The 12,864-nt window shown below is 36.5% G+C and carries 10 protein-coding genes and 1 riboswitch; of the genes, 4 read left to right on the plus strand and 6 right to left on the minus strand.

Annotated features, from left to right (window positions below; all coding sequences use genetic code 11):
- Positions 1-181: 181 nt before the first annotated feature.
- A complete protein-coding gene (locus B7C41_RS04450; protein ID WP_085297709.1) occupies positions 182-526 on the minus strand; it encodes a DUF3718 domain-containing protein in 345 nt (114 codons plus the stop codon).
- A 59-nt stretch (positions 527-585) separates the two neighbouring features.
- Positions 586-668: riboswitch (cyclic di-GMP riboswitch) on the minus strand.
- A gap of 214 nt (positions 669-882) precedes the next feature.
- Here B7C41_RS04450 and B7C41_RS04455 point away from each other — a divergent pair.
- A complete protein-coding gene (locus tag B7C41_RS04455; protein ID WP_085297561.1) occupies positions 883-1,272 on the plus strand; it encodes an RNA-binding S4 domain-containing protein in 390 nt (129 codons plus the stop codon).
- 53 nt (positions 1,273-1,325) lie between these two features.
- Here B7C41_RS04455 and B7C41_RS04460 read toward each other — a convergent pair whose 3' ends face one another.
- Entirely contained in the window at positions 1,326-2,171 is an 846-nt protein-coding gene (locus B7C41_RS04460) for a DMT family transporter (protein ID WP_085297562.1), read from the minus strand.
- Positions 2,172-2,706: 535 nt separating this feature from the next.
- Complete coding sequence (locus B7C41_RS04465; RefSeq protein WP_085297563.1) at positions 2,707-5,544, minus strand: TonB-dependent receptor domain-containing protein; 2,838 nt, start codon at positions 5,542-5,544, stop codon at positions 2,707-2,709.
- A 658-nt stretch (positions 5,545-6,202) separates the two neighbouring features.
- On the opposite strand from B7C41_RS04465, the gene B7C41_RS04470 reads away from it, so the two are divergent.
- A complete protein-coding gene (locus tag B7C41_RS04470) occupies positions 6,203-7,915 on the plus strand; it encodes a proline--tRNA ligase (protein ID WP_085297564.1) in 1,713 nt (570 codons plus the stop codon).
- Positions 7,916-8,023: 108 nt separating this feature from the next.
- Here B7C41_RS04470 and B7C41_RS04475 read toward each other — a convergent pair whose 3' ends face one another.
- Together B7C41_RS04475 and B7C41_RS04480 are read right to left on the minus strand one after the other, a co-directional pair.
- Positions 8,024-9,076: an ABC transporter substrate-binding protein gene (locus B7C41_RS04475; protein ID WP_158089079.1), complete on the minus strand. Its 1,053-nt coding sequence runs from the start codon at positions 9,074-9,076 to the stop codon at positions 8,024-8,026.
- A gap of 213 nt (positions 9,077-9,289) precedes the next feature.
- Positions 9,290-9,880 (minus strand): hypothetical protein, encoded by a 591-nt coding sequence (locus tag B7C41_RS04480; protein WP_085297566.1) that lies wholly within the window; start codon positions 9,878-9,880, stop codon positions 9,290-9,292.
- Between the two features lie 271 nt (positions 9,881-10,151).
- On the opposite strand from B7C41_RS04480, the gene B7C41_RS04485 reads away from it, so the two are divergent.
- Positions 10,152-11,366 (plus strand): pyridoxal phosphate-dependent aminotransferase, encoded by a 1,215-nt coding sequence (locus tag B7C41_RS04485; RefSeq protein ID WP_085297567.1) that lies wholly within the window; start codon positions 10,152-10,154, stop codon positions 11,364-11,366.
- 82 nt (positions 11,367-11,448) lie between these two features.
- Positions 11,449-12,054: a 5'-deoxynucleotidase gene (yfbR, locus tag B7C41_RS04490; RefSeq protein ID WP_085297568.1), complete on the plus strand. Its 606-nt coding sequence runs from the start codon at positions 11,449-11,451 to the stop codon at positions 12,052-12,054.
- 60 nt (positions 12,055-12,114) lie between these two features.
- Here the strand turns inward: yfbR and B7C41_RS04495 are convergent, their stop codons facing one another.
- The gene (locus B7C41_RS04495) at positions 12,115-12,864 is read right to left on the minus strand and encodes a hypothetical protein (protein ID WP_085297569.1); all 750 of its coding nucleotides are present in this window, start codon (positions 12,862-12,864) and stop codon (positions 12,115-12,117) included.

Genomic DNA, 12,864 nt, shown 5'->3' on the forward strand with positions numbered 1-12,864 from the left:
TAAGAATAGATTGAAAGTGTAAATATTAAAATTGCTGTCAGATCAAAATGACAAGAAAAGGTGCCGACACTTTTTGTAATTAATTGCTAGTTAAATAACAAGAATATTATCGATATAACACATAGTTTTGCATAATAGAAAAGCGAACAATAGTCCGCTTTTCGTTTAATAGAATTGAAGATTAACCATTAATCCGTTTTTGAGCTACTGCTGTTAATTCTGCAGAACTAATAGTTGCTAAAATACCTTCAACTTTTGCTTTAGGTAACTTGCCTAGCATTAGAGTACCTGTCTTGATTGAATTATTCTTACCAGCAAATGCCACTAGGTTTTGGCCATTGCATTGCACACCATCAAACACTTTGCGTATTTTTAATTTGTTAGATTTCAAAAAAGAACGTAAACGGGATTTGTCATCAACCGAAACATATTCACATAAAGTCTTAGCTACATTTTGTGCCTGTACATTTTGAGAATAAGTTGTTGTTAGAAGTATAAAAGTGATTGCTAATAAAACGTTTTTCATGTGGACCTTAATATCAATAAAATAAAAACAAACGAAACGAACTATCGATACTAAATCGCGTTGGAAACTCCGCTGCCATAGGTGACCCCTTAGACCGGTTGTTTTGCGTAATACTCTTTCAAGTATCTTGCCGTTTCTGCTGGAAGCGCATTATACACATGATATGTTGTAACACAAGGTTAAATTTTATTATCAAACTGTTATAAAAATAACTTCGATTCAGGGCTATAAATGAAAATCAGATAATTAGTATCGAATATCAAAATTGACACTTTAATATTAAGCGCTAGATCACAGGACATCGATAACTAACTCAGCTATAATCTCGTTTTCATTTTCAGCTTTAAAGGCCTACTATGCCAACTGACATTCCTCTGATCGATATTTCTGTACAACCAATTGAATTATGTAAGCTGTTGAAAATAGCTAACATGGTTGGCGGCGGTGGAGAAGCTAAAATTGTTATCAGCGAAGGTTATGTTTTAGTTAATAATGAAGTTGAATTTCAAAAGCGAAAAAAAGTTTATCAAGACGATATTATTGAGTTCAATGGCGAAATTGTTCAAGTTAATGTAAATAAGAGCCAAAAAAAATTATCAGAATCACCTGTCATAGCTAAACAAGCAATGAGTCATAAATCAAAAGTCAAAGACAAGAAAAAGCAAACATCTACCTTTCAAAGCCTGCCAAACGACACCGTACAAATTGAGCAACCACGTTCAAAACGTAAACCCATCTCTTTTTAAGTTCGTTTCAGAATATGCTTCATTGCAGGATTGAGATTTTGATCATCACAGGTTCATTTAACACGCAGTTTTAAATTAGCAATTAGCGCACCAGTAATGATTAATGCCATCGCAATAAAAATTTGCAAGCTAAATAACTGATCACTAAAAAAAATCAGCAATAAAGTCGACAATAACGGTGTGAAATACGACATTGTCGCTATAACTCTAGGATCGCCCTTTTTAAGTGCGGCATCCCAACAATAAAAAGAAAGTCCTAAGGGGCCTATGCCTAATACGGAGATTAGCCCTAAATCACTTAACCCCATGACTGGAGTTACTTCTAATATCACATGTGAAAGTCCAGCTAAGCTGCCTGAAAGTAAGCAGAACAGCCCTACCGTCGCAGAATCAAACGGAGTGTGACTTTGGTTTAGCTTCTTTGAAAGCAGCGAGTAACATGCCCAAATAATTGCAGCAGTTATTGCCAAACTATAGCCAAGTATATAATCGACAGAAAAAACCATACCATTTTCAGCAACAATTAACCCTGCACCAATCAATGAAATTAAGACCCCAAAAAATTGTCGTTTATTTAAATTTACCCCTTTAAAAAATAACGGCGTAAATAGTAAAATAAATAATGGCCACAAATAATTCAGTAAATTGGCAGTAACGGGTGGCGCAAGTCGGAACGCCATAAACAACAAGAAATGATAGCCGAAAACACCACAAACTCCGGTCAATAATAATAATGGGTTTAATCGCCACTGTTTATATCGTGGTAATGATAAACTTCCACCAATAAATAACGTTACTGCCAGTAGAAAAAATGGTGGTATATGATCAAGTTTAGCAACAAGAAAAGCTAAACTGCTCCATAAAGCAATCGTGATAAAGGTTAATAATAAATAATGCATATTTTTAGAGTAGTCATTTAATTAATGTTTACAATTTCCCGGCCAAAAAACAGCTTAGCCTGTTTCTGAATAAAACAACCTTTAATCACAACCGTATAAGGGGCATTCGTTGTGAGTTACTCAAAATCAATCGAAAAGAGGTTACCGCTTGATGTCTGTAATCTGATTTTATTGTAATATCTAATACAAACTTTAAAACACTCTATTCATATCACATTAGATAAAATTGGGGCGTCATTCATTTCCCAACTACCACAGAAATGTCCTGCACCTGCATAATCGAGGCACACAGCAAGATCACTCATCTAGGAGATAATGCGATAATTTTTTAATAGTTGCTGAAAGTAATGACTTATATATTGCAAGCCTCTACCATTACGAAATATCAATATTCTTAATTAACTTTTGAAGTTTGGTGAATTTATAAAATTTAAATTGTACCCATTTATTAAAGAGATTTTCGATAGAATATATACGTAAAAAAAAACCTGTCACTTTCGTGACAGGTTTTACTTTAACTAAAAAGACTAGTCAACTACATTGAAAATGAGATTTGTGTGTAGTAGAAACGTCCGATATTGTCATAACCAGCAGAGCCTCCGCCTGTGCCAGACGTTCCGATAGGTAAATCTTTATCGAATACGTTGTCAATACCAGCTTTGATAGAAAGACCGTTATCAAAGTTATAGCCTACAGTCATATCAGAAACAACATAGCTTGGGAAAGTCATCAAACTACTTGGGTTTGGATTATCTTCTAGTTCTTGATCTGTATACAAGCTTACACTTTCAAGATAACGAGTTTTCCATGTACCACTCCAGTTACCGTGAGTATAACCTACAGAGAAGTTAGCTTGCCACTCTGCTTCACCAGTAGTACCAGCATTTTCAGTAAAATCTGTTGGATCATCTTGGAATGGGTAAGACTTACGCTCTTTCAAGTAAGTACCAATTAGAGTAGTTTTAACATCTCCACCAGCAAGATCGAAGTCATAGCCAACTTCAAAATCAATACCAGAAGCTTCTTGACCAGCTAAGTTAAGTACAGAACGTTGTAATAATGTAATTTCGTGAGAATTAGCATCACGAGTAATTAGCTTACAATATTGGTTATCAATACCTGACTCTGAATCTACACAACGGTCTATAATATCTTGAGCGCCCGTAGAAGAGATTGCATCCGTTAATTCGATTTTCCAATAATCAACAGTTAAAGACGCACCATCAATAAATTCAGGCTGATATACAAAACCAATAGTCGTACTTTCTGATTTCTCTTCTTTTATATCTTTGTTACCAGACTGTGAGCCTCGGATAGAAGCAGAATCGTAATCAGAGTTAAAGTCTACCGGAACACCTAATGCAGCACAGTTGTTCGCACGTGTAGTTCTATTTGCTAAGTCATCTAAGTTTTCTTTTCTACAAGCATCATCAACATTAAAGAATGTTTCACTTGCTGCGCCAAATATTTCGCCAATATTTGGTGCTCTTAATGCTTCAGAGTATGTAGAACGAATGCGTAAGCCGTAACCTACTGACCAATCTAAACCTGCTTTCCAGCTAACCGCGTCGCCAATAGTACTGTAGTTTGCATAACGAGCTGCAGTCTCTAATGTTAAGTCTTCCATTAACGGTAAATCTGTTAATAAAGGCACTGACAATTCAATAAACGCTTCTTTTACATTAAATGAGCCTTGGTCTTCACCTAATGCGTTAAAGAATGTACCTACTGCATTTTCTGGTTCTTTAGTTACACTTTCTTCTTTACGATATTCTAAACCGCCAGCAAAACCTACTGGGCCCGCAGGCATATCAAATAATGCACCATTGCTAACTGAACCACCAATAACTGTTTGTTCTATTTTACTGGTACCAACAGAAGTCGTATTAATGTAATCTGCCGCCGCCTGAGATGGCGCACCGAAACCTAAGATATCAACAGCTACACAACCATTTTGACGAGCTTCTTCACTGCGACAAACTGCATTACCTGATGAGTCACGCACAGAATCTAAAGCATTCGCATAGTTAGCACGGATAAGGTTATTAAGGTTTGTACGTGTATGATCAGTTACACCGTAAACAGCCGAAACATCATAAGACCAATCATCCGATAAATCGCCTTCAGCACCAAGAACAAAACGTTGAGTTTCACGTTCATCTTCTTCGATACGAACACCTAAATCGGTCATCATACGGTTAATTCGGATGCTAGTTAAGTCGTTATCATCCATTAGTTGGCCAAGTTCAGAACCAACAAACGCATTATCACGTTGAACGGTATTAAAACCATTAAAGAACCAAAACGCTGGTTGACCTTGATCTTCAGCATCAACTTTTGCATATTTTGCACTGAAATAAACGTTGTGATCTTCCGCAACGTCGTAGTTAACTTTAAAGTTAAGATTCAGACGATCAAACTTAGGTTGAATATCAGTAAATTGACCTAAGTTAAATACGTCACAATCACTACAACGAATACCGTCTACATTTTCACCTAAAAATTGCTTACGAGGTGTTCCATCACTGTTAAAGCTATAAATATCACCACCCGCACTGAATACACCGGCATTGTTTATATAGTAATGACCCGCGTTAGGTGTGTAAATTTTGTCAGGAAAATCTAATGAATCTTTATTTTCATCAGTTTGTGCTGTATTTCTAAGGTCTGAGTACGGAATACTTAGTTGCTTACGGTCAAGTCTGCTAAAGCGATTTTGCTCTACATATTCTACTGAGAATGCAGCATTACCACGATCATTGTCGAAGTTTTGACCATATGAGAATGTGTATTTAGAGTTTTTATAAGGGCCTTCATCAGAAAATCCCTTTGTTGCACTAACGTCTAAGCCTTCGATATGTTTCTTAAGTATAAAGTTAACTACACCTGTTACCGCATCAGCACCATAAACAGCAGAAGCACCACCAGTGATAATTTCTACGCGCTCCACCCAAGAACTAGGGATGGTATTGGTATCAACAGATGCACTACCTGCAGCACTAGATACATGACGTTTACCGTCTACAAGTACTAATGTACGATCAGTACCCATATTACGTAAATCTAGAATATTTAAACCAGCTGTACCAATAAAGCGGCCAGAGTTTGCTAAGGAATAAGTATTAGCTAGCGCTGGTAATTCATTTAATGCTTCACCGATATTAAGAGCACCGGTATTAAGTAAGTCAGCACCACTGATAACAGTTACTGGTGAAGGTGCAATTGCGCCTTCACGTAAAATTCGAGAACCCGTAACTTCAATACGTTCAACTTCGCTTTCTTTTGTTTCTTCAAAAGCTACGGCTGGTAATGCTGTTGTTCCAGCTACTAATACCAATGAAATAGCTTTTGTTAATTTAGTTAATTTTATCATGTTTTATCTCTTATAATAATTTTAGCGTCTCCCTTAATTACAATTATCTTTAACAATAATTGTAATTTAACACGAAGATACTACTATTAATTGCTAAAAAGTAAAACAGAAAATAAAATAAATCTAACACTGCATTAACATTTATATTCAAACATCATGTTAAATAACCTTTACACCTGTAAAAATTTCCAACTCGAAACACCCAAAACTGACAATGAATATATATATATTAGAATTTTATCAGTAATTGCATTCGTCATAAGAAAAAAATAAAGCAGAGTCTAATTATTTCAAGTAAGTTTTTTCACCCTTTTATCGTTACTCTTAATACTTTCATGGAAAATACACCCGCTTCATTAAGGTTTTACTAAACATAGTTTTTTTGATAGAAAGCAATTCTAATCAACGTAAGTAATTAGAATAAAGTTATATTGGTGTGAATACAGATTTCAAAGCACTGTTAAAAAAAATTGTTTACTGCCTTTATTGTGGAATATTCCACGCATACTCAACATTATTATTCTCTTCTAGTCGTTAAACACATCTTTATTTCTCCAAGTTTTTAACAAATGGGTAATTTAAACCTTTTTTGCGTGAAATTGCCCTGATAGAATACGCCTCATATTTATTACTCGCTTACTAATGGAATTTATTCTCAATGCGTACAAGCCAATATTTACTTTCAACCTTGAAAGAAACCCCTGCTAGTGCTGAAGTTATCAGTCATCAATTAATGTTACGTGCTGGTTTAGTGCGTAATGTCGCTTCAGGAATGTATACGTGGCTACCGACAGGTTTAAAAGTGTTACGTAAAGTTGAAAACATTGTTCGTGAAGAAATGGAACGTGCTGGCTCATTAGAAGTATTAATGCCAATGGTGCAGCCTGCTGACCTTTGGGAAGAATCAGGTCGTTGGGAAGACTATGGTCCTGAATTATTACGTTTGAAAGATCGTCACAATCGCTCATTCGTATTAGGCCCTACGCACGAAGAAGTTATCACTAAACTGGTCAGCAATGAAATTAGCAGTTACAAGCAACTGCCATTGAACATGTTCCAAATTCAAACAAAATTTCGTGATGAGATTCGTCCTCGTTTCGGTGTCATGCGTGGCCGTGAATTCTTAATGAAAGATGCATATTCTTTCCATTTAGGCGCTGATTGCCTAGATAAAACTTATCAAGCAATGTTCGATGCTTATTGTCGTATTTTCGATCGTTTAGGCTTAGATTACCGCCCTGTTATCGCTGATACAGGCTCTATTGGTGGTGATGCGTCACATGAATTTCATGTTTTGGCTGATTCAGGTGAAGATGATATCGCCTTTAGTGATGTTAGTGACTTTGCCGCGAACGTTGAAAAAGCTGAAGCACTAGCACCTACAGGAACGCGTCCAGAAGCGACTCAAACATTAGCAGAAGTATCAACGCCAAACGTTCGCACTATTGAAGACGTAGCTGCATTCTTTAAAATTGATGCGGCAAATACGGTTAAAACGTTATTGGTTATGGGTGTTGCAAGCGCAGATAATGAAGCACCAATTGTTGCCTTAGTTGTCCGTGGTGATCATCAATTAAACGAAATTAAAGCTGAAAACTTAGCGCAGGTTACTACGCCATTAACTTTTGCTACTGATGAGCAGATATTGGCAACGGTTAATTGTAATGCTGGCTCTATTGGCCCTGTCGGCTTAAATATTGATGTTATTGTTGACCGCAGTGCAGCACATTTAGCTGACTTTATTTGTGGCGCAAACAAAAACGATGTGCACTTTAGCGGCGTAAACTGGGATCGTGACGCGACAAACTATAGCGTTGAAGATATCCGTAACGTGGTTGAAGGTGACCCTAGCCCATGCGGCGAAGGTAATATCGTTATCAAACGTGGTATCGAAGTTGGTCATATTTTCCAATTAGGTGAAAAATATGCTCAAGCGATGAAATGTGGCGTATTAACTGAAGCCGGTAAAAACCAAACCTTAACTATGGGTTGTTACGGTATTGGTGTATCTCGCATTGTTGCTGCAGCCATTGAACAAAACCACGATAAATACGGTATTAAATGGCCTGAAGCTATCGCACCATACCAAGTAGCAGTTGTGCCAATGAACATGGCTAAATCTGCCCGTGTTAAAGAAACTGCTGAAACGCTATATGAACAGTTACAAGCTGCCGGCATCGAAGTTATTTTTGATGATCGTAAAGAGCGTCCTGGTGTTATGTTTGCTGATCATGAATTAATGGGTACACCATTATTATTAGTCATTGGTGAACGTAATTTAGATAACCAAGAAATTGAAGTGAAGAACCGTATTACGGGTGAAAAATCGCTACTTGCAATCAGCCAAGTAATGTCACTGTTTACAAACTAATTTTCGTTAACTAGCTAAAGTATCAACAGACATACAATGCTACTATCGGCTTTGCGTTATTTGCGAGGCCGATATTGCTTTCACTTACTACGCTTGTTTTAGCATGGCTTATTTAAGGGTTTCTATTAAATTCTCTATTGAAAATTTCATTTTAGTCGTAGAGTCTTCGCCAAATCGTGCAAAATCATACCGAGATAATTCATTATTAACTAAAAGTGCTTCGAATAAAGAGAAATGCTTACTATGGCTAGATTCAAAAATATCTATCAATTGATATTTTTCTTCGTCCACTATAACCTTATCATCAATGCCTTTTAACATTGCCATCGCATACGCACCAAGTGTAACATGACCACCGTAAGAGATATCAATCGTATAACCTTCATCACTAACATCCCAATTTATACCCCCAATAATCGGCTGATAAATTAGTTCTGCTTCCAAAACAGCTTTTTTTGCGCCAAACGCCATTGCATCATTTGCTGACCATATAATATCGATACGATCACGTTGCAGTACTCCTTTTACCTTCTGATAAGCTTGTTGCTTTGACCAATTTGCCACCGTATTATCAATAAGGTTAATATTTTCATGTGCTTTTATGCTATCGCTAAACCCCTTAACTCTTGCTGTTGCCGCCGGTGTAGTATGATCCCCTTGTAATACGAAAAAATTTATCATGTTGTCGCGGCTATTTTGCTTTAGGTAAGCTTTGATTAAATCATCACTAAGCTTTTTTCCAACTTGATAATTATCAGGGGTTAGGCTGCCAATCAAAAACTTTTTTTCATCTTGAGACAACAAATCATATTCATCGCTACTTAGCGTATTCAGTAACATAAAGACAGGTATTTTATGCTCAGCTATTTTCTTAACAATATTTAACGCGATGCCCTTTTCATTAACTAAAATGACATAGTCAGGCTTTTGCTCAATAACTTGCTGAGCCAACGACTTCATCAGCACATGATTACGGTAAGCATAAATCGTCAGCAGGTTAATGTTTAAATCATCTGCAGCAGCAACCATAAACCGTGTAACATTTGCCCAGAAGTTGCCAGTTGCATTACTCTCTGGGTAACCTGGATTGAGAAATACAACAGTAAAATTCCGCGCACAAATCGATGCTGAGAAAAGTGAATTCAGAAGAAAAAAGATCAAGAAAAAACATTTTTTATGCATATAGAAATCACTAATTACAAGTTTAAAAGTATGGCATTTGCTGACTTCATTCCATTGATAAGTGTAATTATACTGCCATAGCAATATAAGACCATGGCATTAAAGTTTAAACAGCAATACAATAATTTTATGCTGCATACCTAATTAATGCCATAAAATACAAAAATTACTGAAAGAAAACGACTTAGAAATTTAACAATCACAAAGATCCCAATAAATAACCCGATCGAATAATTGCGCTATATTGACCGATAACGACTTAAAAGTGGTTATTGTTTCGGCATTTGGTTGGAAGCATTGCCAAATGAACTGATGACAGTTATTGTCAAATAAATGATAGTCTTGTTGTTGATAAATTTTTTCGATTGCATTTTGTGCCGATAACTCACTACTTAATGGCTTTCCTAAAGAATCACATGCAATAAAAATTCCTTTACCTGATCGGTCATCAGTAAAACGACGCGGCGAAACAGGCTTAATTAAACCATTGCCGTCAAGTTCAATGATGGTATTGTCTCCCACCCAAATGCCAGTATGATCTAATACGCCGCCAACCCCACAGCAAACAATTGCACCAATCTCGGGAGCTACTTTCTGCACAGTATCAAAAATATCTGTTGGATAAGTTGCTATTGGGCTTTCGTGACGTTCAAGATCTGCTAACGATTGCGCACAAAAACTATTTGAGCGCTTCCGCTGTTGATTTTTTCTATCATCAGCTAAACCTTTAACAGCCAAAGCTGACACAGCTGCTGCACCAATCCACAATAACGGTAAAGGCATAAATAGTCCTTATAACAAACAATAGTAAAGTTAATATTACTGTTAAAAACAGCGGTTAATAACAAGATGGTGTAAAAATCATCAATTTACTATAAAAAATTTGCAAGTAACTGTTTCAAAGTGAAGAAATATTAGCAACAATGGAACTGGTTGATTTTTCGGTGTTTAGCTAAACATTAAATAAAACTAATTTCAGACAACACGACAACTTACACAACGCAAAGCCAAAACTTTCCGTTACCTTTATTTGAGCATATAGAAGAAAAACATGATGAAAAATATACAAAAGTCTTCAAAACTAAAAAACGTTTGTTACGAAATTCGCGGGCAAGTCGCCGCAGAAGCCAAACGTTTAGAAGATGAAGGTCATAAAATTCTTAAGCTTAATATAGGTAACCCTGCACCATTTGGCTTTGAAGCCCCTGATGATATTCTCAAGGACGTTATTCATAACTTACCTACAGCTCAAGGCTACTGCGAATCAAAAGGTATTTATCCTGCTCGAGTTGCTGTTATGCAGTATTTTCAACAGCAAGGCATTTTAGACGTTAGCATAGATGATATTTTTATTGGTAATGGCGTAAGTGAGCTCATTGTTATGGCAATGCAAGGCTTACTAAATAACGAAGATGAAGTATTAATACCTGCACCTGATTACCCATTATGGACCGCCGCAGTGGCATTATCAGGTGGTAATCCAGTGCACTATGCTTGCGATGAAGAAAACCAATGGTTTCCTGACTTAAAAGACATGGAGAGTAAAATATCGTCTAAAACCAAAGCAATTGTCTTAATTAATCCAAACAACCCAACGGGTGCCGTATATAGTGAAGAGATTTTACAAGGTATTATTGAACTTGCTCGCAAGCATAGCTTAATCATTTTTAGTGATGAGATTTACGACAAAATTCTTTATGATCAAGCACAGCATATTCCGACAGCACGACTAGCTAACGACGTACTAATTATAACCATGGGCGGTCTATCGAAAAATTACCGCATTGCCGGTTTTCGCGCGGGCTGGATGGTGATAACTGGCCCCAAAATACACGCAGAAGACTATTTAGAAGGTTTAAATATACTCTCTTCTATGCGCTTATGTGCCAATGTGCCATGTCAGCATGCTATTCAAACGGCATTAGGCGGTTATCAAAGTATTAACGAACTAATTAATGATGACGGCCGTTTATTAAAACAACGAAACTTAGCCCACGAAATGATCAACAACATTGACGGCTTGTCTTGTAACCCAGCGATGGGCGCTTTATATTTATTTGTAAAAGTTGACCAGAAAAAATTTAACATCAGTGATGATGAAAAAATGGTTTTAGATTTATTAAAACAAGAAAAAATTCTACTAGTTCATGGCCGTGCTTTTAATATTGTGCAAAAAAATTACTTTCGCTTAGTTTTTCTCCCCCATGTAGATGAATTAAAACCAGCGATGGAAAAACTAGCAAACTTTTTCGCTAGCTATCGTCAGTAACAATTATCATCGTTTTTAAATAACAACAATATTGTCCTCCCATTGCATGTGGGAGCAAATCAGCAACTATAAGGCAGCTATTATGCAAAGTACTTTTCTAGCTTGGATGTTTAGAATGCCACTGATCAAACGTTGGGCATTAATGTTTTGTGTAAAACCTGAAAATGTTGCAGAGCATTCTCATCAGGTTGCCATCGTTGCACACTTATTAGCGGTGATAAAAAACAAGAAATTTGGTGGCAGCATTAATGCCGACAAAGTTGCCACCGTAGCGCTTTATCACGAAGCCAGTGAAACCCGTTTTGGCGATATTGTTAGCCCAACCAAATATGCCAATGCTGAAATTGCTCGTGAATTTAAAAAAATCGAATATTTAGCAGAAAAGCAATGCTTGGCTTCATTGCCAGACGAATTTCAAGAGATTTTTGCCGATATTATCGTGCAAGATCACGTTGAAGAACAATATAAACAAATCGTTAAGGCTGCAGATATCTTAGTCGCGTACATCAAAGCGCTTGATGAATTAAATCATCAGAACCATGAGTTTGATCACGTAAAAGAACGTTTAGAATTAAAATTAACCGAGCTTAAACAAAGTATGCCAGAAGTTGAGTATTTTATGGATATATTTTTACAAGCTTGTTCAGCAACTGTAGATAAACTTACAGCTGAACAAGCACAAAAGTAATACTTAAACTAATTATTAAAATTGACAGCTTTCACCATCAACTAACATGTATTTGTAAGCTTAAAGGCGTTTAATCAATTGATCAAACATCTGCTTTACTTGCAGATCACCAAAGCTATAAATACCTTCCTGAGCAGAAAATACTCGAAACGCAGCCGGAAAATCAATGGTATTTACACCTTTCATAATAGCGAGTAGCTGCCGCTCAGGATAACCTAAACCGCTTTCATCAGGTGTTCTCCTTTCTTGCGCATTTATAACCGGAGTTAAAAAAGACATCACGCTATTTAACGTGTCTGCAATAATATGCATTTGTTGATAATCTTGTTTTTGATACAAAGGCCATAATTGCGCTAGCAGTTTTATATGCTCACAGGATAACTTTTGACGGTTTTGTAGTGCCTCTACTAACTCTTGCTCAGACATAGCAGCAAAACTATACTCATTGCCTTTATTAGGGCGCACAAGATAAATATTATCAACGGCGGTGTAGTTCGCTAATAAATGTATAACAAACCAAAAGTTAGTTTGACAAAATAAGTCATCCTCAAACCAGCATATAACTTCTTTATCAACTGGTAGCGCTATTATTTTTTCTATTTCAGGTACTGTTTTAAGGTAGTAATCATCAGCTTTAAAGCCATCATAGTCAGCAATAAAGTTTGCACGATTACGATAGAATTCAGTTAAAGAATTACCTTGGACGTTACCATCAATCAAACATTCCCGAGCAATAATTAGCTCGGCTACAATCAAACCATATAACTGGCCTTGCAATGAGTCGCCGTTAAGAATATGTACTTGCTTCAC

The organism is Cognaticolwellia mytili (assembly GCF_002104475.1).
GTDB lineage: Bacteria > Pseudomonadota > Gammaproteobacteria > Enterobacterales > Alteromonadaceae > Cognaticolwellia > Cognaticolwellia mytili.

Coding starts and splice junctions, on each gene's coding strand:
- B7C41_RS04450 (WP_085297709.1), bottom strand. CDS start 526: ATGAAAAACGTTTTATTAGCAATCACTTTTATACTTCTAACAACAACT.
- B7C41_RS04455 (WP_085297561.1), top strand. CDS start 883: ATGCCAACTGACATTCCTCTGATCGATATTTCTGTACAACCAATTGAA.
- B7C41_RS04460 (WP_085297562.1), bottom strand. CDS start 2,171: ATGCATTATTTATTATTAACCTTTATCACGATTGCTTTATGGAGCAGT.
- B7C41_RS04465 (WP_085297563.1), bottom strand. CDS start 5,544: ATGATAAAATTAACTAAATTAACAAAAGCTATTTCATTGGTATTAGTA.
- B7C41_RS04470 (WP_085297564.1), top strand. CDS start 6,203: ATGCGTACAAGCCAATATTTACTTTCAACCTTGAAAGAAACCCCTGCT.
- B7C41_RS04480 (WP_085297566.1), bottom strand. CDS start 9,880: ATGCCTTTACCGTTATTGTGGATTGGTGCAGCAGCTGTGTCAGCTTTG.
- B7C41_RS04485 (WP_085297567.1), top strand. CDS start 10,152: ATGAAAAATATACAAAAGTCTTCAAAACTAAAAAACGTTTGTTACGAA.
- yfbR (WP_085297568.1), top strand. CDS start 11,449: ATGCAAAGTACTTTTCTAGCTTGGATGTTTAGAATGCCACTGATCAAA.